Raw genomic sequence first — 22,284 nt, forward strand, 5'->3', positions numbered from 1 at the left:
CGCCCCCGGCTATTGTCGGCCCTCATGCTTGGCGCCTGTCTGCTGTCGGCCTGTGGCGGNGAGAACAGTTCGGCCCTGGTCGCCGAAGCACGGACGAAACTCGCGGCAGGCGATTACAAGGCCGCGATGATCCAGCTGAANAACGCCGTGGCCAAGGACGAGAAAAACGCCGAGGCGCGCTTCGAACTGGGCAAGCTGTATTTCGCCCAGCTTGATCTGCCCAGCGCGGAAAAGGAATTCCGCCGCGCTCGCGAAGCCGGTTTCCCCGCCGCCACCGTCAATCCCATGATCGCCCGGGCCTTGCTGGGCCAACGCGAATACCAGCGCGTGCTGGACGAACTGCCCGCCCCGGTCGACAGCGATCCCGATGGCGCCACCCTGCAGGCGCTGCGTGCCACTGCCGAACTTGGCCTGAAGCACAAGGAGGACGCCCGCAGGATGCTGCAGCACGCACTGGCCGCAGCGCCCCGTAATCCCGAAGCCCACCTCGCGCTGGCGCAACTGGCCCTGGCCGATGGCGACCCGGGCAAGGCCATGCAGGATCTCGACCAGGCCTTGCGCATCGACCCCAGGCATCGCGACAGCCTGCTGCTGAAAGGCGATCTGTTGCGCACGTCGGGCAAACCGGCCGAAGCGGCTGCTGTCTATCGTGAAGTGCTGCGAATCGATCCACAACATAGCAGTACGCTGCTCGCACTGGCCGGCATTGCCATTTCCGACAACAAGCTGGACGATGCGCGCCAGGACGCCAATGCCGCCCTGAAAATCACCCCCAACAGCCTGCAGGCGCGCTATACCCTGGCGCTGATCGATTTTCGCGAGAAGAAAATGNNAAAGCGCGCGCGACCGCCTCGCCTCGGTACTGAAGGCAGCCCCGATTACGTTCCTGCACTGCTGCTGCATGGCTCGATCGAATACGCGCTCGGCAATCTGCAGATTGCCGAGGCGGATCTCAACAAGGTGATCAAAGCCACCCCGAGTAATCTGTATGCAGTGCGTCTGCTGGCCGCCTCGCAGCTGCGCCAGGGGCGCCCCGATGATGCAGCGGCCACGCTGGCGCCTGCACTCAGGTCGGCCAGCCATGACGCCGGTGTGCTGACCGTCGCCGGTGAAATCGCGCTAGCCAANAAAAACTTTACCCAGGCCTCGGCGTATTTCGAGCAGGCCGCGCAGCGTAGCCCCGACAGCGCCGCCATCCGCACCGAACTCGGCATCGCCCGGCTGGCGCAGGGCGACAGCCGCGCCATGGCCGACCTGCACACCGCCGCCGGCATGGAAGGCGCGGGCGGACGGGCCGATACCGTCATCATTCTCAATCAGCTGGAACACAAACAGTTCGATGCGGCGCTGACCACCATCGCTGCACTGGAAAAGAAACAGGGCGCCAATCCCCTGGTCTGGAACTACCGNGGGGCGGCCTATCTCGGCAAGCAGGACACGGCCAGGGCGCGCGACAGCTTTGAGCAGGCGCTCAAGCTCGACCCCAAATTCTTCCCCGCCGCGGCCAACCTGGCGCAACTCGATCTGGAAAACAAGCAGCCGGCCGCAGCACGCCAGCGTTTCGAAGGCATCCTCAAGGCAGACCCGCAGCACCTCGACGCCATGCTCGCATTGGCAGATCTGAGTCTGCGCAGCCATGATGAAAAGGCCTACGAGAGCTGGCTAAGAAAAGCCGCCGCGGCGCATCCGCAGGCGCTGCCGCCGAGGGTGGCGCTGGCGCGCTACCTGCTGGCCAAGGGCAACAAATCGCAGGCACTCACCGTGGCGCGTGAGGCCGTCGACGCCCAGCCCGACAATCCGGCAGCCCACGACCTGCTCGGCACCACCCAGTTGGCGCTGGGAGATACCACTAACGCGCTGGCCAGCTTCAGAAAACTGGTCGAACGCGTGCCAGGAAAGACCGTCCCGCTCATCAAGCTCGCCAACGCCCAGATCGTCGCCAAGGATCTCGACGGCGCACGCGAGACCCTGAGGAACGCGTTGCGCATCCAGCCCGATTTCCTGGATGCGCAACTGATGCTCGGCGGCGTCGAGATCCAGAGCGCGCATTTCGATGANGGCGCTCAAACTCGCCAAGCAGGTTCAACAGCAAAACCCACTTCCCCAACTGGTTTCGCGCTCGAGGGCGATGCCGCACTGGCCCGCAAGGACTACGCGGCCGCACTTGCCGCGTTCGAGCGCGCACAGAAACTGGCGCCTTCCGGCGCGCTATTGATACGTCAACTGCAGGTCTTCAATATCACCCAACGCGCCGAAGCCGGCGAGAAGCGTCTCGCCGACTGGCTGGCCAACCATCCTCAGGATGCCAGCACGCGCGCCGCCCTGGCAGAAAACCTGCTCAAGCGGAAACAGTACGCAGCCGCTGTCGAGCAATATCTGATGCTGGACAAGAGCAATCCCGGCAACCTGCTCGTGCTGAACAACCTGGCGTGGGCGCTGTCGGAACTGAACGACAAACGGGCTCTGCTCTTTGCCGAACAGGCACTGAAACTGAAACCCGACAATCCGGATGTGCTCGATACCTATGGATGGCTGCAGGTTCGCATGGGCAATGCGACCAAGGGACTGGATACATTGAAAAACGCGCAATCCAAGGCACCCGACGATGCAGACATCCAGTGGCACCTGGCCTATGCACTCAACGCAAACGGAGACAAGGCCCGCGCCCGACAGGAGCTCAAGTCACTGCTCGATCGCCGCATCAGCTTCCAGGGCGATACCGAGGCCCGTGCGCTTTACCAACAACTGACCGCTACCCCTGAGGTTCTCATGCGCTCCCATTTTCCACGTATCGCACCGCTCGCCCTTTCGCTCGCCCTGGTATTTGCCTCGGCGGTTCCATTGTCTGGCTGCGACCGCAGTGCCCATTTAAGTGTCGAAGAGCACATCGAGCGCGCCAAGGATTTCCAGAGCAAAGGCGATACGCGGGCCAGCATTCTCGAACTGAAGAATGCGGTGCAGAAAGACCCCAACAACGCGCAGGCACGCTGGCTACTGGGTAACGCCTACCTCGACCTGCGGCTGGGTGGCGAGGCGGAAACCCAGCTCGACAAAGCGGTGAAGCTCGGCATCAACCCGAAAAGCGCACGCATCCCGGTCGCCCGGGCGCAGCTTTATCAAGGCAATTTCCAGCAGATTCTCGACACGCTGCCCGCAGTCGATACGGAGGAACCCGGCATCCTGGCTCAGATCCTCGATCTGCGCGGCAATGCCCTCCTCGGTCTCAGCAAGTATCCTGAAGGTTGCCAATTGTTCGACCGCGCGATCCAGTTGGACAAGTCCTTCGCCCCGGGCTATCTGGGACGTGCGCGCTGCGAATACAGTGCGGGCCGCACCGACGCAGCGGTAGCCAGCGCCAAGCAGGCCACCACGCTCGATCCGAGCCGCATGGAATCCTGGTATCTGCTGGGCGATCTCTATCGTGCCATCCAACGGCCCGACGACGCGCTTGCCGCCTATGACCACGCGCTCACGATCAAAGCCCAGGATTTCAACGCCATCGCCTATAAGGCGATGACCCTGCTGTCGGTCAATCGCGTGAAGGAAGCCGAAACCGAGATCAAGCGACTCAACAGCCTGCGCCCTCAGGCTTTACTGGCCAAATATCTGAAGGCCTATCTGTATTACCAGGAAAAGAAGAACAACGAAGCCGTCAACCTGCTACAGGAGGTTCTCAAGGACAACCCTGACAACCCGCAAGCGAACCTGCTCTATGGCACGATCAACTATGCCCTCAAGAACGATGAGATCGCCCTTTCCAGCTTCAACCGCGTTCTCAGCACGACCGAGCTTCCCGAAGCGCGCCTGCTCCTGGCCGCCACCCAGTTGCGCATGGGCGCCAATGCCGACGTGATCAAGACCCTGGAACCGCTGCTCGCGCAGCGGAACAATGCCAAGGCGTACCTCCTTGCCGGGCAGGCGACTCTCAATCTNGGGGAGACCGACCGCGGCATGGCCTATCTGAATCAGGCAAGCACCCTTGATCCCAAGGATACGGTTATTCGTAGCACCCTGGCACAAAACCAGTTGCTCTCTGGCGACCAGCAGGGTATCAAGGGGCTTGAATCCGTCATCACGGCCAACCCGGACGATTCGCAAGCCTATCTGCTGCTTGCGACGTCCCAAGTCGGCAAAGCCGATTTCAAGGGTGCACTGGCCACCTTGCAGAAAATGGCCGCAGCACAGCCAACCAATGCGCTCCCATCCGTACTCATGGGCCGCATATACCTCATGCAGCGTAATCCAGATGCTGCGCGCAAAGCTTTTGAACACAGCCTGACGCTGGACGCCAGCTTCTTGCCTGCAGCGAGCGCCCTGGCCAGCCTGGATATTGAGGAGAAGAAGCCTGCCCAGGCAAAAGAACGCTTCAAGACCATTCTGTCAAAATCGCCCGATAATCTGGGGGCGCTCATGGGGCAGGCGCGTATCGGCATGGCTGTGGGAGACAAGAAAGAATTCGTGACCTATCTCGAAAAAGCGATCCAGTCACATCCAGATGCACTTGAACCCGTCAGCGTGTTGACGCAGTACTACATGAGTCAGATGCGACAACCCGAACTCGCGCTCGAGGTGGCACAGAAAGCCGCGAAGGCCAATAACGGCAATCCGGCATTCCTCGACAATTTGGGTCAGGCCCAGCTCGGCGCCGGGCACAANAAAGATGCCATAGACACTTACACCAACGTCACCAACCGGGCGCCGAATTCAGCCATTGCCTGGTACCACCTGGCTTGGGCGCAACGGGTCGCGGGAGACATGAATGCCGCATTGAAGTCATTGCAAAAATCGGTTCGCCTAGCACCCAATTATCTGGACGCCCGCATTGCCCTGGCAGGCCTGTATGCCGTTCTGGGCCAGCAGGACAATGCACTTCAGGAAACCCGCACAATTCAGGCCCTGAATCCGCAGTCGCCCACAGGCTACAACCTGGAAGCCGAACTCGCGGCGCGCTTCAANAAAACGGATGCTTCTCTGCAGGCACTCGCGCGCGCTCATCAAACCGCGCCGTCGTCGAGTACCGCTGCAACCTATCACTTTGCTCTGATACGTGCAGGCAAAGCCGCCCAGGCCGAGCAAGTTGCCCAGCAGTGGCTCAAGCAACATCCTGACGACAGTGTGTTTCGCATGTATCTGGGTGGAACCTACCTGCAGAAACAGCAAATCGGACAAGCCGTGGCCGAGTACCGGCAGATCGTCAAAACTAGTCCGAATCATGTCATGGCGCTGAACAACCTCGCCGCCGTGCTGGAGGAACAGAACGATCCCAGCGCCTTTGGCTATGCCCAGCGCGCCTACGGTCTGCAGCCCGCCAATCCCGTCGTGATGGATACATACGGCTGGAGTCTCTTGCAGCAAGGCAAACTCCAGGAAGCAATCCCTTTGCTGAAACAGGCTTCCCAAGCCATGCCGGAAACGCCATCCGTGCAATATCACTGGGCCACTGCGTTGGTCAAATCCGGCCAGACCAGCGAAGCCCGGGCGCTGCTACAGAAACTGCTGACGTCATCACAACGCTTTGACGAACGTGACAAGGCCAGCGCACTTCTCAAAACCATTGAGGCTCCCAGCAAACGCTAGGAACTCCACCACCCGCAAACGCAGGGATGGGGAGCCCCATCTGGGGTTTTTTCTGGTAGGGGCACGAGCACAAGGCGGTCGAATGTTTCCCTCGCCAGCACGGCAGGATCACGTTCCAGTAGGGCGCCTTTCCATTAGAGAGATAGCTGGCCACGATCGGAATCCGCTGGCAGGGTTTACCTGTTACCCGAGCATTTTCCTGGGAGCAGTGACACACAACAGCAAGCGCCAGTGGACCGCCGATACAGCTAGGAGGCGACTCTGCCATGCCACAAGGATGAGGATCAGACGCAAGGGATTGTCTTGCGCTGCCTTCAGGAGCCACTGAGGGGGAGGAGACAACCCAACAAGAACGACGACGTCATGGAGCCAAGGCGCACGCTTCTTCAGCCCTTTCTACCGTAGCCACCAAAGAAAAAGCCCCAAGGCCAGAGCCTTGGGGCTTTCCATGAACGCGGTTGCGATCGATCAGGCTGCTTGCTTGCGACGACGCAGGCTAACACCCAGTCCAACCAGACCCAAGCCCATCAGCGCAATACTGGTCGGTTCAGGCACACCGAACACCACGTCCAGCGAACCGTTGATCGTTTGCGTACCAGCAACCTGGAAGGAATTCAACTGGCCAGACTCGAACGAGACGTTATAGAACGGGGACGGCAGGATGAAGTAGTTCGAGCCCGCAGCGGTCAGTGCAAAGCTTGTCGACATACCGAAGCTGCCGCAGTTGATACCGCCCTGGCAGGTCCCCAAGGTCGGATCCAGCGTACCCGAGCCACCAAACAGCGCGCCCGTTGCGATCAACGAGTCCGTGCTTGTCGTCGTCCACGCGTCTGCGCCCGTCGCCGGTGCAGTGAAGCTGCCGAACGAGCTCAGATCGTAGTCAATCCACACGTTGAGGCTGCCGCCGGGATTGAAATTGAAGGTGGTCACGCCCGAACCGTTCGTCGAGTACGAACCCGAACCCTGCAGGAAACCATACATCAGATAGGTGTTGCCCAGACCGGTGAGACCACCGGGGATCGGGTTCACGCCATCGTCCTTCACGAACTGGCCGGCTTCCCATTTGATGGAAGTGGCGAACGTACCGGTGTTTACACCGGTCGGGGTGAAGGTTACGACTTCAACATAGTTACCGGTAATTTTGTCGGCCGTGTAGGTAGTGCCGCCGGCAACAGAATCAGGGTCGATGGTAAAATCATTAAAGACCGCTGCGCTGGCGCCAGCACTTGCGGTGGCCATAGCTGCGATCAAGCTTGCTTGAACCAGTTTCAGATTGAATTTCATGTTGCGCTCCTTGAGTTAACTTCTGTTCTAGGCATTCGCCTTACTTGCCTTGACCAACACAAAGCATGGCGCATGCCAGATAATAAATATCTATATATTTCATACGATTACGAAAACCCACCCAAGGCACGACCAGGCGAAATGTAAAAAAACCGACACCCGCAAAGGGAGTTGCAGCGGCTCCAGTCGGTCTTCTGCCGGGAAGGGTTCAGGTGACTTGATTCATGCCAGGCATACCCGCACTAGCTGTGATGTTTCAATAGGTTGTTCACCCGGAAGGATCTGGGAGACTGGAGTTNNTCCACGCTTCAGAACTTCCAGAGGGGCCGACCGGATGAACAGCCATAAGAATGCCAGAACCACCTTCGAGGGGCGCAAATTGCTCGTTGAGCGCATTGCCGTGATGGGGCTTGCGCCCGCTGCCGAGGCCGCGGGCATCAGCGTACGTACCGCCAGAAAGTGGCGCAGCCGATTCAGGCAATCAGGGCCGGACGGCCTACTCGATCTCAGCTCCAGACCCCGTAAGACGCGCAGCACCGTGGACGAGGCGCTTTGCCAGAGGATCGAACAGCTACGCCGTGCGCGCATGCCCATGCGGCGTATCGCCGCCACCGTCGGTCGCAGTGTGGCGACCATCAGCCGGGTGCTGAGCCGCTTGGGACTGTCCAGCCTCAAGGCCCTCGAACCTGCCGTTGTCGTCCAGCGCTACGAGCGTGATGCGCCTGGAGAATTGCTGCACATGGACACCAAGAAGCTCGGCCGGATCGTGCGTCCCAGTCATCGCGTGACCGGCAACCGGCGCGACAGCGTCGAAGGCGCGGGCTGGGAGTTCGCTCATGTGGCCATCGACGACCACTCCAGGGCGGGGTTCGTGCAGATGTACGCGGATGAGCGCCGCGACTCGGCGGTGGACTTCCTCAAGGCCGCTGTGGCTCACTATGCCGCGCTGGGAGTGAAGATCAAGCGCCTGCTGACCGACAATGGTCCGGCGTATCGCTCCCACCTGTTCGCCAGGACGTGCCAAGCCTTGGGCATCAAGCACACCTTCACGCGGCCGTACCGGCCGCAAACCAATGGCAAGGCCGAGCGCTTCATTCAGACCTGCCTCAGGGAGTGGGCCTACGGCCGTGTCTGGCGCAACAGCGCGGAACGAACCGCGTGGTTGCCCGCGTTCCTCGCCTATTACAACGCTCGAAGGCCGCACTCGGCTCTCCGCTACAAGCCTCCAGCTTCTCGCCTTGGCGGGAACAACCTATTGCAACTCAACAACTAGCCAAGGCCGATGGGGATAAACCGGGTCAGGTATGGGCGCGCGACAGGCGCCAGTTGACGTACGCGATCGCCAACCGCTGTAGCGGATGGGCATTGCCCCCTGGGCGCCAGACGTGCTTCAGCTTGCCGGTGTAGGCGTCGAATTGCATGCTGTGGGGAACGCCACGAACCTTACCTCGGCCCAGCAGGATCTTCAGGGCCTCGGTGCCGGCCATCCCTGCGCACAACTGGCATGCCAAGCCGGTCGACGGGACACGCTGTGTCTTGAAGTCGACGATTTCGGGATAAACCAGATAACCGCGGTGAAGCAGGGCGGGAGCCAGCCCGACCAGGAAGCGGGTCGGCCATTCGTCCTCGGNGGTGCCCTCCAGCCGAAAATAATCGTCGAAACCAGGGCCGTCCGGCAGAAAATTGAGCACGGCCGCACCCATGCCTAGCGGAACGGCAAAGGTAATAGGGATGCCGCGGGCACGGCAGGCATCGTAGACCAGCCGGCGAGCCGGAAAAACAAAGTAATCCAGACCATCCACGTACAAGTCGACGCCGTCAAGGAATGCGTCCACATTATGCGGCTGCACCCCTTCGTCGAATACCTGGATATCCAGTTCGGGATTGATCTCGCGTGCCAGTCCCGCCATGACCCGCGCCTTGGGCTGGCCCAGGCTGCCCAGGCTGGCCCCTGCCTGCCGGTTGAAATTCACCAGGGCAAAATCGTCGAGGTCGGCCACGTGGAATTTTCCAATACCCAGGCGGGCCAACGTCAGCAGATGCACGCCGCCCGCCCCTCCCAGCCCGGCAATGGCAATTTTCTTGCCGCGCAGCAGGGTTTGCTCATTCGGCGTTAACCAGCCGATATTACGACTAAACGCTTCGTGGTAATCGAAGGAGGGCACGTCAGTCGAGTTCAGGTTTCCTCCCGCAGCAAGCGCCCAAGGATGCCTTCCTGGTCATGTGCCGAGAAAAATACGGATAGAGGCTACGATCCTTGGCGGCCTTGCCCTTGCCGCCAAGCGCCTCGATCTGTTTCCGCATGTAATCCAGTTCCAGATGCATCAGCAACACCGGGAAATTGACCCGGTTGTTCATTTTCTCCTCGCCAATCTGCTTGAAGCCCAGCATCCTTTCATAGAAGGCCTTGTGGCGGGGCACGATTTCGATGATGGCATCGGTACATTCGTGGATCACGCCATACAGATATGCGATATGGATAAGGCTGGCGAGCAGTTGCTTGGAGCCGATATTCTCGTCGATGGCAAGCTTGCTGAGTTCGCCGACCCGTTTGCCCTGCGCGCGGAGCGCATCGATTTCAGGCTTGTAGATTTCGTCGGCCAGCATGCCTTCTTCCGAGTCATAGCCGACGGTAACGGTCCCGACGATTTTTCCTGGTGGAACGACAGAATCGTGATGCGATTGGGGTATTTTTCAGTTGCGCCTTGGGAAAACCGCGCCAAGCATAGCGTTTCTGCACCAGCATGCTGGCGTGATTGAACACCTCGTCCTGCTGCGCAAAGCGCAGCTTGAAGAGTTTTTCGCCCAGACGCTCTTCCTGGGTTTCGGGCTCCCCTTCCGACAACGGGCTCAAATCCTTGAGGCGGTAGGGCGACTCAAAGCTGATGATGGTTTTGTCAAAATCATCAGCAATGCTCCGGCCACGCCCGATCAACTTACTCAAACTCAGCGTCACCTTGCGCTCCTGACATACCGGGGAAAATCCATTCCCCACCTGCTTTCTATCGGCCCCTATGACACGAAAGTTTAGGTTCCGGCACGCAACCAGCGTGCGGCGTCGCGCGCAAAATACGTCAACACGCCATCCGCTCCTGCACGTTTGAAGGCCATCAAGGCCTCCAGCACACAGGCCTGCTCATCTAGCCAGCCATTTTGTACCGCTGCCTTCAACATAGCGTATTCGCCGCTGACCTGATAGGCGTAGATCGGCGCCCCGTACGCGTCCTTGACCCGGCGAATGACGTCCAGATACGGCAGTCCCGGCTTCACCATGATCATATCGGCGCCTTCCTGCAAGTCCATGCCGACTTCCCACAGGGCTTCGTCGCTGTTGGCCGGGTCCATCTGATATGTGGTTTTGTTGCCCTTGCCCAAGTTGGCAGCCGATCCGACGGCATCGCGGAACGGCCCGTAAAAGCTGGAAGCGTATTTGGCAGCATAGGCCAGGATGCGGGTATGGATATGTCCGGCCTCTTCGAGCGCGGCGCGGGNTGCCGCAACCCGCCCATCCATCATGTCGGAGGGAGCCACCACGTCAGCGCCTGCCTGGGCATGGGTCACTGCCTGCCGTGCCAGCACAGCCACCGTTTCGTCGTTCATGACGTAACCGCTGTCGTCGAGCAGCCCATCCTGGCCATGACTGGTATACGGGTCGAGCGCAATATCGGTGATGATGCCCAATTCGGGAANACGGTTTTTCAGTGCGGACACGGTCCGTGGCACCAAGCNCCCGGGATTGAACGCCTCTTCCGCCCCCAAGGTCTTCAAGTCGGCATCGATCACCGGGAAAAGCGCCAAGGCGGGAATCCCCAATTTCAGGCAATCCTCGGCGACCGGTATCAATAAATCGAGCGACAGCCGCTCGACACCCGGCATCGAACTCACTGCCTCGCGCTTGTTCTGCCCCTCCAGAACAAATACCGGATAGATAAAATCGTTAGGTGTAAGTGTGTGCTCACGCATCAGGCGCCGGGAAAAATCATCGCGTCGCATGCGCCGCATCCGGCGGGCTGGGAATTGGCCAAATGGCAGATTCACAAAGTTCTCCAAAATTTGTGGGTGGCTGGAACTATTTCAGCCTAGGGTTGCTCCATGGAATAGACGGTCTCGTATCGTCTCCCGCTTCTCCTCCCTGAGCGGGATGCCTTAATCCCCTTAAGGCATTTTTAGCCCCGATCCCTCCCTTGGTCGGGGCTTTNTTGTGGGGCGTCGCCAGGCATTGGGTGGGNGTCGGTCGTGGCCGGATGTGCATGGCCAAGCCAGCCTTCGATCAAAGCGGCGGCCTCTTCAGCCCCCAAGCGGGAGAGACTTGAGAACAGCTGCACAGTGACGCACGCTTGCGACATGAGTTCCTGCTTGACACGGCGCAACGTCAACGCCTTCTCACTGTTCGAAAGTTTGTCAGCCTTCGACAGCAATATATGTACGGGCTTGCCCGTAGGCGTAAACCAGTCGAGCATCTGCCGGTCCAGCGGCGTAAGTGGGTGGCGCGCGTCCATGATCAACACCATGCCGACCAGCGCCTCACGCTCCTGCAGATAACGCGACAGCAGGCCTTCCCATTTTGCTTTCACTTCCGGCGGCACTTTCGCATAGCCGTAGCCGGGCAGATCGACCAGATAGGTGTCGGCATCCAGTTCGAAAAAATTGATAAGCTGCGTCCGTCCTGGCGTTTTGGACGTGAACGCCAGACGGTTTTTACGCGTTAACAGATTGATCGCACTGGATTTTCCGGCATTCGATCGCCCGGCAAACGCAATCTCGGCGCGACTGTAGGGCAAATCGCGCAGCTGGGCGACCGAGGTATGGAATTGAGCGCGATTGAGCACGGGCTTGGCAGTCATATTAGTTGCCGCTAAACTACCCGTTTTCCCAAGTTTTGCAAGCTTCAGGAGCTTTTGATGAAACTCGTCGTCTCACTGGTTGCCGCACTGGCCGCCACCTCCGCTTTTGCCAACGAACCTGCTGCGGGCCCGGCCAGCAAAGGCGATCCCAAGGCGGCTGAAAGCATCGTCAATCAAGTCTGCGCAGGCTGCCACGCGGCGGACGGCAACAGCACCGTCGCGGCCAATCCCAGGCTGGCCGGCCTGAATGCGGAATACATCGACAAGCAACTCACCAACTTCAAGTCGGGTGAGCGCAANAATGCGGTGATGGGCGGCATCGTCGCCAGTCTCAGTCCGCAGGACATGCTGAACCTGGCGGCCTACTTCAGCGCCCAGCAGCCCAAGCCCGGGACCTCCAAGGATCAGGAACTGGCGCTGCTGGGCCAGAAAATCTTCCGTGGCGGCGTACAAGGCGCTGGCGTGCCGGCGTGCGCATCCTGCCACGGCCCCCAAGGCAAGGGCGTCCCCGTCCAGTTTCCGCGCCTGGCCGGACAGCACAGCGAATACATTTACGCCCAGCTGAACAATTTCCGCCTTGAGACGCGTGCCAACGACGGCGCCAAGATGATGCGTACCATCGCGGCGAAGATGACGGATGCTGACATGAAAGCCGTGGCTGCTTATATTCAGGGCTTGCGTTAAACTTATTGACCGCATCCGAGTCGATGAAAGGGTGACGCAGGTCACCCTTTTTTCTGGTGCCCTAGAGGGTATTGCTGCCCCCATGAATTCCACGTCCCCGTCCTTCGGAAAATCCGTATTCGAGCTGTTGAGCTCGATGCGTTTCGCGATCAGCCTGCTGTCCATCCTGGCTGTCGCCTCTATTATCGGGACCGTACTGAAGCAGGCCGAGCCCTACAACAACTACATCATCCAGTTCGGGCCGTTCTGGTTCGAGGCCTATGAAAAACTGGGGTTGTACGATGTCTATCACGCCGCCTGGTTTCTGGTCATCCTGACCTTTCTGGTCGTCTCCACCACCGTCTGTATTTACCGTAATGCGCCGAACTTCGCACGCGAGATGAAAAGCTTTCGCGAGCACGTCAGCGAACAATCGCTGAACGCATTCAAGCACAAGCACGAGGCTGACACGACCCAGACGCCCGAAGCCCTCGCCGCCAGCGTGCAGCGCTACCTCGAAGGCCAGGGCTACAAGGTGAAGAACCTGCCGCGCGAGGAAGGCGTATTACTCGCCGCCAAAGCCGGCAGCTGGAACCGTCTCGGCTATTTTCTGGCGCACTCGGCCATCGTGATGATCTGCATCGGCGGCCTGATAGACGGCAATCTGGTATTCAAGGTGCAGCAACTGCTGGGCTACAAGAAAATCGAGACACGCGACATTCCACAGAGCCAGGTACCGGCAATTTCGCGTCTATCCCCTTCCAACCCGTCGTTTCGCGGGAGCGTGCAGATCCCGGAAGGATCCAGTGCCGACGTGGTTTTTCTGAATGTGGCTGACGGCTATCTGGTTCAGGATCTGCCTTTCACCGTGGCACTTAAGCAATTCCGCATCGAACATTACACGACGGGACAACCCAAGAATTTCGAGAGTGACCTCGAAATATTCGACCGCTCCGGGAAGAAAATCCGCGATGCGACGATTGCCGTCAACCATCCGTTGATCCAGGACGGTATCGCGATCTACCAGGCCAGCTTTGCCGATGGCGGCACGCGGCTGAGCCTCCGCGGCTGGAACCTGTTTGCGCCTACGGACTCGCCCTTTCCGATCGAAGGCACCGTGCACCAGAATGCCACGCTGACCAGCGTGGCCGGCGACTACACGCTGGAGTTCACCGATTTCCGGCCCTTCAATATCGAGAACATGGGCGGCGACGCCGCCGAGACCGGCAGCACTATGAGTGTGCTGGGCGGCAGCCCGATCAGCGACAAGAAGCATCTGCGCAATGTCGGCCCCAGCTTCCAGTACAAGCTGCGCGATTCGCGCGGACAGGCACATGAGTTCAGCAATTACATGCTGCCGCTGGAGCTTGATGGCCGCTGGTACATGATGTCGGGCGTCCGCGACGCGCCGAACGAGGCCTTCCGCTACATGCGCATGCCCCTCGACGCGGACGGCAACATCGAGACGTTCATGCGGCTGCGCGGCGCCCTGTTGAATCCCGCATGGCGGCACGAAATCGCTGCCAATTTTGCCCATCAGGCCCTGCCGCAAAATGCATCGGACCCGCAAATCGAGGGCAAGCTGACCAATAGCGCCGCACAGGTGCTGGCCTTGTTTGCCAAAGGCGGGTTTCAGACCCTGGGCCAGTTCATCGAAACAAACGTACCCGCCGCCGAGCGCGAAAAAGCGGCGGGCACCTATCTGCGCATTCTTGAACTTGCGGCATACGAGGCCCTGAGAATCGCCAATCGCCAAGCCCATCTGCCCGAACCCAAGCCCGATGACGCGACCGGCTGGCTGGTACGCGACACGCTCAACAGCGTCAGCGACATGTTCGTCTACGGGGCGCCAATCTACCTGCAGTTGATGCATTATGACGAGGTCAAGGCGAGCGGCCTGCAGCTCACCCGGTCGCCCGGGAAGAACGTAGTCTATTTAGGTTCGTTTTTGCTGACACTCGGCGTATTCTTCATGCTCTTTGTACGCGAACGCCGGGTCTGGCTGCGCATCAAACCTGGCCACGCCCTGCTGGCCATGTCGTCGGCCAAACACACGATAGACTTCGANAAAGAGTTTACCCAACACGCCCAGGCGCTCGACACGCTTGCCAAGTAATCCGGAGGTCACAATCATGGAACTCGCCCTGCATCAACCCGCCCCGCTCCTGAAGCGCCTGTCGTGGTTCGACTGGCTGTTCGCCGTCATCATTGCGTCAAGCGGCCTGTTCGCGCTCTCGCGTTTCGGCGAATTCATGGATCCGTACGAAAAGGGCATCCTGCTGGCGGCCATTCCGGCGCTGGCGGTGTTCGGCTGGTTCTGGAAATCGTTCCGCCCGCTCTTCATCGTGGTCGGCGCGGTCAGCCTGTTCGCCATCAGCCAGTACCACGGCAACCTGGCACGCATGGATGAAGCCTTCTTCCTCAAGTACCTGATTTCCAGCCAGGCCGCCATCATGTGGATGTGCGCCTTGTTCGTGCTCGCCACCCTGACCTATTGGGTAGGCTTGCTGGCACGTTCCGCGTTCACGATGAAAACGGCTACCGCGATGACGTGGTCTGCCGTCGCGCTGGGTTTCATCGGCCTGATGGTGCGCTGGTACGAGTCATACCTGATCGGCACCGACGTTGGCCATATTCCAGTATCCAACCTGTACGAAGTGTTCGTACTGTTCTGCCTGATCACCGCGATGCTGTACCTGTATTACGAAGCGCGTTACCAGACGAGGCAGATGGGCGCCTTCGTGCTGCTGGTGATCTCGGCAGCCGTGGGCTTCATCCTGTGGTACGCCCTGGATCGCGGCGCACATGAAATCCAGCCGCTGGTACCGGCACTCAAATCCTGGTGGATGAAGCTGCACGTCCCGGCCAACTTCATCGGATACGGCTCGTTCTCGATTTCCGCCATGCTGGGCGCTGCCTACCTGCTGGCGCAGCGCGGCATTCTCGCCAGCCGTCTGCCCAAGCTGGAAGTGATCGACGACGTCATGTACAAGTCCATCGCGATCGGCTTCGCCTTCTTCACGATTGCCACCATCCTCGGTGCCATGTGGGCAGCCGAAGCCTGGGGCGGCTATTGGTCGTGGGACCCGAAGGAAACCTGGGCGCTGATCGTGTGGCTCAATTATGCCGCCTGGCTGCACATTCGCCTGGTCAAGGGCCTGCGCGGACCGATGCTCGCATGGTGGGCGCTGGGCGGCCTGCTCGTCACGACGTTCGCCTTCCTCGGCGTGAACATGTTCCTGTCGGGCCTGCATTCCTACGGTACGCTGTAAACAGCCGGCCTGATGGCTGTGTCTCCCCGCGTCCCCGGCAGACCGGGCTGCCTGAGCGCCCTGTCCTCATCCTGTTTTCAGGATGGGGAACTTGACGACGCGCCATCCCCTATGCAAAAAAACTGCTGTATGGCCTCCCCTGGTCCTGGCTGCGCTGGCGGCGGGAATCTGGCTGGCGCAGACACGCTATGCGCCCAAAACGCCCGCTGCGTCCGCGGTCTCGGGGCTGTGGCAGCTCGGTTTTCCGGATGCGCAAGGACGCCGGCAACCGCTGTCACAATGGCGTGGGCAGGTCGTCGTACTGAATTTCTGGGCCAGCTGGTGTGCACCGTGTCGCGAGGAAATACCGGATTTCGTTGCCCTGCGCAGCCAATATCGGCCCAAAGGCGTGGAATTTGTCGGCATCGCCATCGACAATTCGACCAACGTCGCACAATTCCTGCAACGCGTGTCAGTCAATTATCCGATCCTGATCGGCGAAGGCGCCGCGCATAACCTGGCCCGACAGCTTGGCAATCCGAGCGGCGCGCTCCCGTATACGATCGTGCTCGATCGCGACGGCCATGTCGCATTGAGCCACCTGGGCCGGCTGCCGCGCGCCACGCTCGAACAAGCGCTGGACAAAATCGGCTCATAGTTGTGATTTAGCGTCAATATCTAGACAATTTACCCCCATTTACGGCAAACTCGCCGCCATGACGACCAAACGAACCAGCCGCACGTCGGCCAAATCGGTCCCCAGTCTGCGCCCACATGTCCTGGTGTTGCATGGCCCCAATCTCAATTTGCTGGGCAGCCGCGAACCCAAACATTACGGTCTCGCCACGCTCGACGACATCAATCGTGCGTTGGTCAGCCTGGGAGAAGCCTCCGGGGCACACGTCGAAACCTTTCAGCACAACCATGAAGGCGCCCTGATCGACCGGCTGCACGACGCTGCCCGCGACCACGTGGATTTCATCGTCATCAATCCGGCGGCCTACACCCACACCAGCGTTGCGCTGCGCGACGCACTGGCAGCGACCGCCATTCCATTTGTCGAAGTTCATCTTTCCAATATTCACGCGCGCGAATCCTTCCGCCACCACTCGTATTTCTCCGACCTCGCCGTTGGCGTGGTGTCCGGTCTGGGCGCGCACGGCTACGAACTGGCGCTGGAATATGCGCTGCGTCACCTTCAAAACAGGACCCCCATGGATCTCAGAAAACTGAAAAAGCTCATTGACCTGGTCGAAGCCTCGGGCATTGCCGAGCTGGAAATCACCGAGGGCGAAGAAAAAGTCCGCATCGCCAAAAGCATCGCAAGCGCGCCGATGATGATGGCGCACGCCCCGCAAATGATACAGACGGCTGCCCCGGTCGCGGCCCTCCCCGTCGCGGCCCCGGTGGAAGACGCTGTCCCCGAGGGGCATGTCGTGCGTTCCCCTATGGTCGGCACCTTCTACCGCGCTCCGGCGCCCGGTTCCAAAAACTTTGCCGAGGTCGGCCAGAATGTGAATGCCGGCGACACGCTGTGCATCATCGAGGCGATGAAGCTGCTGAACGAGATCGAGGCGGATCAGGGTGGCGTCATCAAGGCCATCCTGGTCGAAAATGGTCAGCCGGTGGAATACGGCGAGCCCTTGTTTGTGATTGCTTGAGGAAAGGATTCAGAGGCCAGGGTCAGGGATTCAGGGTCAGGGAAGGTGCTTCATGCCTCGTTCATTTGACGCGGCAATGCCGCGCATCCCCTGAATCCTGAATCTGAATCCTGCCTCTCCCTCTAAACCATGTTTGAAAAAATCCTCATCGCCAACCGCGGAGACCAGCTGCCGTCAGGCAGCGCAGCGGCGAAGCCAAAACGCGCAACGGCCGAAGGCCGTCAGGGCGATTTCGCCGCGGAGAACCCAAATGTTTGAAAAGATTCTGATTGCAAACCGCGGTGAAATCGCCCTGCGTATCCAGCGCGCCTGCCGCGAAATGGGCATCAAGACGGTCGCTGTGTATTCCGAAGCCGACCGCGACGCCAAGTATGTGAAGCTGGCCGACGAATCGGTCTGCATCGGCCCGGCACCCTCGGCACAGAGCTATCTGCACGTGCCGTCGATCATCGCCGCCGCCGAAGTCACCGATGCCGCCGCCATCCATCCCGGCTACGGTTTCCTGTCGGAAAATGCCGATTTCGCCGAGCGCGTGGAGTCGTCCGGCTTCACCTTCATCGGCCCGCGTCCCGACAATATCCGCCTGATGGGCGACAAGGTCGCCGCCAAACAGGCGATGCTCGAAGCCAAGGTGCCGTGCGTGCCCGGCTCTGACGGCGCCTTGTCCGACGATCCCGACGAGATCGTCCGGACCGCCGCCCGTATCGGTTACCCGGTCATCATCAAGGCAGCCGGCGGCGGCGGCGGCCGCGGTATGCGCGTCGTGCATACCGAAGCCGCGTTGCTGAACGCCGTCACCATGACCAAGACCGAAGCTGGAGCGGCTTTCGGCAATCCCATGGTCTACATGGAAAAATTTCTGCAGACCCCGCGCCACATCGAAATCCAGATCCTCGCCGATGAACACGGCAACGCCGTTCACCTGGGTGAACGCGACTGCTCGATGCAGCGCCGCCACCAGAAGGTGCTGGAAGAGGCGCCGGCCCCGGGCTCGACGCCAAACTCCGAGACAAGNATCGGCGAACGCTGTGCCGAAGCCTGCCGCAAGATCGGCTACCGCGGCGCCGGCACCTTCGAGTTCCTCTACGAGAACGGCGAGTTCTATTTCATCGAGATGAACACCCGGGTACAGGTCGAGCATCCGGTGACCGAGCTCATCACCGGCATCGACATCGTGCAGACGCAGATCCGCGTCGCTGCCGGCGAGAAACTGCCGTGGAAACAGAAGGACATCACCTTCAAGGGGCATGCCGTCGAATGCCGCATCAACGCCGAGCATCCGACGACCTTCGTCCCCAGCCCCGGCAAACTGACCAACTACCATGCGCCCGGCGGTCCTGGCATCCGCGTCGATTCGCATGTGTACCACGGCTACTACGTGCCGCCGCACTACGATTCGATGATCGGCAAGCTGATCGCCTACGGCGATACCCGCGACCAGGCGATCGCCCGCATGCGAGGGGCGCTGATGGAAATGGTGGTCGAGGGTATCCACAGCAATATCCCGCTGCACCAGGAACTGATGAACGATGCGGCTTTCATCGCCGGCGGCACCAGCATTCATTATCTGGAGCACAAACTGGCGGCGGAGAAAGCTGACAGGTAAGCAGCGAGCGGTAAGCAGCAAGCCGAAAAACACCCTCCCCATCGCTCTTTACCGCTTACTGCTCACCGCTAACCACTTACTACCATGCCCTGGCAATCCGTTCGCATCCTCGTCGAATCCAAACAGGCCGAGCCATTGTCCGACGCGCTGATGGATGTGGGTGCGCTATCGGTGTCGCTGGAAGACGCCGACGCCGGCACGGTGGACGAAACCCCGCTGTTCGGCGAACCGGATCATCCGACTGCCGAATTGTGGCCGCACAGTATCGCGGTGGTGCTGCTGGACGAAGATGCCGACGTGGCGGAAACGCTGGCTGCTGCGGCAAAACAGGCTGGCATTCCCGCTCTGACCGACTACACGGTCGATACCGTGGCCGAGCAGGACTGGGTACGCCTCACGCAATCGCAGTTCGATCCCATCCCGATCTCGCCACGCTTATGGATCGTGCCGACCTGGCACGACGCGCCAGACAGCCGCGCAATCAACCTCAAGCTCGATCCCGGCCTGGCATTCGGTACCGGCAGCCATCCCACCACGCGTCTGTGCCTGCGCTGGCTGGATACGCAGCTCGCCGGCGGTGAAACGCTGCTGGACTATGGTTGCGGCTCCGGCATTCTCGCCATCGCAGCGGTCAAGCTGGGCGCCGTGCGCGTCGACGGCGTCGACATCGATGCCCAGGCCGTCGACGCATCGCGCGACAACGCCGCGCTGAACGAGGTTTCCGCCCATTTCTGCCTGCCCGGCGAACTCGCACCGGGCCAGTACGACGTCGTCGTCGCCAACATTCTCACCAACCCGCTCAAGGGCATGGCCCCGCTGCTGGCCAGCCGGGTACGCGCCGGCGGACGGCTCGTGCTGTCCGGCATCCTGGCCGAACAGGCCGACGAGGTCATGGCGGTCTACCGCGACTGGTTTGATTTCCAAGCGCCCGTCGTCGATGAAGGCTGGGTGCGTCTGGCTGGCGTCAAGCGGTGAATTACCGCACCACCTGTCCGCACTGCGCCAGCGTATTCCGTCTCGGCACAGACCAGCTCGACGCCGCGCAGGGCTGGGTGCAATGCAGCGTGTGCGGCACGGCCTTCGATGCGCGGCTGAGCCTGCTCATGGAAGACGGCTCGCCGCTGCCACAGCCAGAACCCGAGTCGGTCGAACCGACTCCGCAGCCTGAAACCCACCCGTCTGCCGAACAAGAAGCCACGACTGCCGACACCCCGGACACGGCCGACGAGGCACCNCCTGCCGCACCGTTGCCAGAAGAGGATGGCATCGCGGTTGCCGACACCCCACGCGGGATCGTCCAGCGCGAGACATCGTTCGACCTGGATTCGATCATACTGATCGACCCGGACATTCCGGTTCCGGACGACCCCGGTCCACTGCCGCAGATCCACACCACCCCTGGTTATCCGCCCGAACCCGCCACACCCCTGCGCCGGTCCACCGCTGCCGAAGCGCCNCCCGCCGCACGCATCGAATATGCCTCCCCGATGCCCAGCAAGGCACGCATACCATCCTCGCCCCGCCGCCTCAGTCCCTGGGTGTGNGGAACGGCGAGCCTGTTGCTGCTTGTCGTGCTGCTGGCACAAACCACTTATTTTCTGCGCGACACTCTGGTGAGCCGGCTGCCGCAAACCCGACCCGCACTCGAACAAGCCTGCGCAGCGCTCGGCTGCACGCTTTCGCTTCCCAAAAACCTGGCGCTGCTGCAGATCGTCGGCTCCGACCTGCAAACCGAGGCCAGCGGGCGCCTCAAACTCACGCTTACCCTGGGCAACCGCGCCAATCATGTCCAGGCCTGGCCGGTACTCGTGCTGACCCTGACCGACCAGCACAACCGTCCGCTCGCGCGCCGCAGCTTCGCCCCCAGCGAGTACCTCGGCGACGCCCAGCGCATCGCCGCGGGCATTCCCGCGCGCAGCGAACAGCCCCTGAGCCTGCCACTGACCGTGCACGACCTGACGCCGATGGGCTTCAACCTGCAACTGACGTATTGATATAGCGTCAAGCTAGCCGGCCCAGCGCTTCTTCGGTATAGTGCGCACTCCCGTTGCGGGAGAGCGCATGAACATCGTGCCGCCGAAGGCGTAACCCACCCGGAATCGCTCAGGCAAAAGGACCGCAACAACCGGAACACTCTGGAGAGCGCAGTCGCGGATTGGATCAGATCCACGCAACTGCCACCGAAGGGGCAGCAGCCCGCTGGTTCATTGGATCAGCCGCTGTAATCTCTCAGGTACCAAGGACAGAGGGGTGGAGCGCATCCTCGCTTCACCCTTTTTATTTTTGGTGCCCCATGCTCAAACAAACCCCGCTCAACGCCACCCACCGCGAACTCGGCGCCAAGATGGTCGATTTCGGCGGCTGGGACATGCCGGTCAACTACGGCTCGCAGATCGAGGAACACCACACCGTGCGTTCCGGATGCGGCCTGTTCGACGTCTCCCACATGCTGCCGCTCGACATCAAGGGCGCCAATGTGCGCGCCTTCCTGCGACGGCTGGTCGCCAACAACGTCGACAAATTGCAGGTCTCGGGCAAGGCGCTGTATTCCTGCATGCTCAACGAGGCCGGCGGCGTCATCGACGACCTCATCATCTATTTCATGGACGAATCCTGGTTCCGCCTGGTGGTCAACGCCGGCACCGCGGAGAAGGATCTCGCCTGGATGGAAAAGCAAAACGCCGACTGGGACATGGGCCTCACGCTGACGCCGCGCCGCGATCTCGCGATGATCGCGATCCAGGGCCCCGACGCGACCCGCGTCCTCAACGAAGCCCTGCCCGGCGTCGACCAGATCACGGCCAGCCTCAAGCCCTTCAACGCTGCCGCCATGGGCGAGATGTTCATCGCCCGCACTGGCTATACCGGCGAGGATGGTTTCGAGGTGATGGTGCTGGCGAAGTCCGCGCCGTTCTTCTGGAAGGCGCTGATGGAAGCCGGCGGCAAGCCGATCGGCCTGGGCGCGCGCGACACCCTGCGGCTGGAAGCCGGGATGAACCTCTACGGCCAGGACATGGATGAAACCACCTCGCCGCTGGAATCCGGCCTCGCATGGACGGTGGACCTGAAGACCGAGCGCGACTTCGTCGGCCGCAAGGCCCTGGAGGCCAGCGAAGTCACGAAGCAGCTTGCCGGCCTGGTGCTGATCGACAAGGGCGTCTTACGCAGCCACCAGAAAGTCCACACCAAGAACGGCGACGGCGAAATCACCTCCGGCACGTTTTCGCCTACGATGCAGCAATCGATCGCGCTCGCCCGCATCCCGCTCGGCATCGCCCCGGGCGAGGAAGTCGAAGTCGAGATCCGCGACAAGAAACTGAAAGCCAAAGTGGTGAAGTATCCGTTCGTGCGCAACGGCAAAGTTTTAATTTCGTGAGGCGTGAGGCGTGAGGGGTCAG

18 protein-coding genes, 1 pseudogene and 1 riboswitch are annotated in these 22,284 nt (G+C 60.8%); of the genes and pseudogenes, 13 read left to right on the forward strand and 6 right to left on the reverse strand.

Going from position 1 to position 22,284, the window contains the following annotated elements:
* Positions 1 to 12 precede the first annotated feature (12 nt).
* Positions 13 to 5,577, forward strand: a complete 5,565-nt coding sequence (gene prsT / locus HZY77_RS10350) for an XrtA/PEP-CTERM system TPR-repeat protein PrsT (protein WP_296814334.1) — start codon at positions 13 to 15, stop codon at positions 5,575 to 5,577.
* Positions 5,578 to 6,045: 468 nt separating this feature from the next.
* Here the strand turns inward: prsT and pepA are convergent, their stop codons facing one another.
* Positions 6,046 to 6,861 carry a flocculation-associated PEP-CTERM protein PepA gene (gene pepA, locus HZY77_RS10355; RefSeq protein WP_296814336.1) on the reverse strand — a complete coding sequence of 272 codons (816 nt, stop codon included), beginning with the start codon at positions 6,859 to 6,861 and terminating at the stop codon, positions 6,046 to 6,048.
* A 334-nt stretch (positions 6,862 to 7,195) separates the two neighbouring features.
* On the opposite strand from pepA, the gene HZY77_RS10360 reads away from it, so the two are divergent.
* The gene (locus HZY77_RS10360) at positions 7,196 to 8,134 is read left to right on the forward strand and encodes an IS481 family transposase (RefSeq protein ID WP_296814339.1); all 939 of its coding nucleotides are present in this window, start codon (positions 7,196 to 7,198) and stop codon (positions 8,132 to 8,134) included.
* 25 nt (positions 8,135 to 8,159) lie between these two features.
* Here the strand turns inward: HZY77_RS10360 and HZY77_RS10365 are convergent, their stop codons facing one another.
* From HZY77_RS10365 to yihA, 5 genes are all read right to left on the reverse strand, one after another.
* Complete coding sequence (locus tag HZY77_RS10365) at positions 8,160 to 9,026, reverse strand: ThiF family adenylyltransferase (protein ID WP_296814350.1); 867 nt, start codon at positions 9,024 to 9,026, stop codon at positions 8,160 to 8,162.
* Position 9,027: 1 nt separating this feature from the next.
* Positions 9,028 to 9,468 carry a hypothetical protein gene (locus HZY77_RS10370; RefSeq protein WP_296814353.1) on the reverse strand — a complete coding sequence of 147 codons (441 nt, stop codon included), beginning with the start codon at positions 9,466 to 9,468 and terminating at the stop codon, positions 9,028 to 9,030.
* A gap of 13 nt (positions 9,469 to 9,481) precedes the next feature.
* Positions 9,482 to 9,817 carry a hypothetical protein gene (locus tag HZY77_RS10375; RefSeq protein WP_296814356.1) on the reverse strand — a complete coding sequence of 112 codons (336 nt, stop codon included), beginning with the start codon at positions 9,815 to 9,817 and terminating at the stop codon, positions 9,482 to 9,484.
* A 71-nt stretch (positions 9,818 to 9,888) separates the two neighbouring features.
* Entirely contained in the window at positions 9,889 to 10,854 is a 966-nt protein-coding gene (hemB, locus tag HZY77_RS10380) for a porphobilinogen synthase (protein WP_296814358.1), read from the reverse strand.
* Between the two features lie 173 nt (positions 10,855 to 11,027).
* Positions 11,028 to 11,705 carry a ribosome biogenesis GTP-binding protein YihA/YsxC gene (gene yihA / locus HZY77_RS10385; protein WP_296814361.1) on the reverse strand — a complete coding sequence of 226 codons (678 nt, stop codon included), beginning with the start codon at positions 11,703 to 11,705 and terminating at the stop codon, positions 11,028 to 11,030.
* Positions 11,706 to 11,762: 57 nt separating this feature from the next.
* Here yihA and HZY77_RS10390 point away from each other — a divergent pair, with 57 nt between their 5' ends.
* From HZY77_RS10390 to gcvT, 11 genes and pseudogenes are all read left to right on the forward strand, one after another.
* Positions 11,763 to 12,389, forward strand: a complete 627-nt coding sequence (locus tag HZY77_RS10390; protein WP_296814363.1) for a c-type cytochrome — start codon at positions 11,763 to 11,765, stop codon at positions 12,387 to 12,389.
* 82 nt (positions 12,390 to 12,471) lie between these two features.
* The gene (locus tag HZY77_RS10395; protein WP_296814365.1) at positions 12,472 to 14,484 is read left to right on the forward strand and encodes a cytochrome c biogenesis protein ResB; all 2,013 of its coding nucleotides are present in this window, start codon (positions 12,472 to 12,474) and stop codon (positions 14,482 to 14,484) included.
* 16 nt (positions 14,485 to 14,500) lie between these two features.
* Positions 14,501 to 15,640 (forward strand): c-type cytochrome biogenesis protein CcsB, encoded by a 1,140-nt coding sequence (ccsB, locus tag HZY77_RS10400; RefSeq protein WP_296814368.1) that lies wholly within the window; start codon positions 14,501 to 14,503, stop codon positions 15,638 to 15,640.
* Between the two features lie 91 nt (positions 15,641 to 15,731).
* The gene (locus tag HZY77_RS10405; protein ID WP_296814371.1) at positions 15,732 to 16,277 is read left to right on the forward strand and encodes a TlpA disulfide reductase family protein; all 546 of its coding nucleotides are present in this window, start codon (positions 15,732 to 15,734) and stop codon (positions 16,275 to 16,277) included.
* Between the two features lie 58 nt (positions 16,278 to 16,335).
* Positions 16,336 to 16,818 (forward strand): annotated as a pseudogene (aroQ, locus tag HZY77_RS10410) (type II 3-dehydroquinate dehydratase); the annotation flags it as partial.
* A gap of 15 nt (positions 16,819 to 16,833) precedes the next feature.
* Positions 16,834 to 17,280, forward strand: coding sequence for an acetyl-CoA carboxylase biotin carboxyl carrier protein (gene accB / locus HZY77_RS10415; protein ID WP_296820890.1), 447 nt, complete (start codon positions 16,834 to 16,836; stop codon positions 17,278 to 17,280).
* 129 nt (positions 17,281 to 17,409) lie between these two features.
* Positions 17,410 to 17,538: a hypothetical protein gene (locus HZY77_RS10420; RefSeq protein ID WP_296814374.1), complete on the forward strand. Its 129-nt coding sequence runs from the start codon at positions 17,410 to 17,412 to the stop codon at positions 17,536 to 17,538.
* Complete coding sequence (gene accC / locus HZY77_RS10425; protein ID WP_296814376.1) at positions 17,531 to 18,886, forward strand: acetyl-CoA carboxylase biotin carboxylase subunit; 1,356 nt, start codon at positions 17,531 to 17,533, stop codon at positions 18,884 to 18,886. The genes HZY77_RS10420 and accC overlap by 8 nt, the downstream gene beginning before the upstream one ends.
* An 84-nt stretch (positions 18,887 to 18,970) precedes the next feature.
* Positions 18,971 to 19,861 (forward strand): 50S ribosomal protein L11 methyltransferase, encoded by an 891-nt coding sequence (gene prmA / locus HZY77_RS10430; protein ID WP_296814378.1) that lies wholly within the window; start codon positions 18,971 to 18,973, stop codon positions 19,859 to 19,861.
* Complete coding sequence (locus HZY77_RS10435) at positions 19,858 to 20,880, forward strand: zinc-ribbon and DUF3426 domain-containing protein (protein WP_296814382.1); 1,023 nt, start codon at positions 19,858 to 19,860, stop codon at positions 20,878 to 20,880. The genes prmA and HZY77_RS10435 overlap by 4 nt, the downstream gene beginning before the upstream one ends.
* Before the next feature lie 46 nt (positions 20,881 to 20,926).
* Positions 20,927 to 21,015, forward strand: a riboswitch (glycine riboswitch).
* Positions 21,016 to 21,179: 164 nt separating this feature from the next.
* Complete coding sequence (gene gcvT, locus HZY77_RS10440) at positions 21,180 to 22,262, forward strand: glycine cleavage system aminomethyltransferase GcvT (RefSeq protein ID WP_296814385.1); 1,083 nt, start codon at positions 21,180 to 21,182, stop codon at positions 22,260 to 22,262.
* Positions 22,263 to 22,284: the final 22 nt, after the last annotated feature.

This window comes from Thiobacillus sp. (assembly GCF_013693775.1).
GTDB lineage: Bacteria > Pseudomonadota > Gammaproteobacteria > Burkholderiales > Thiobacillaceae > Thiobacillus.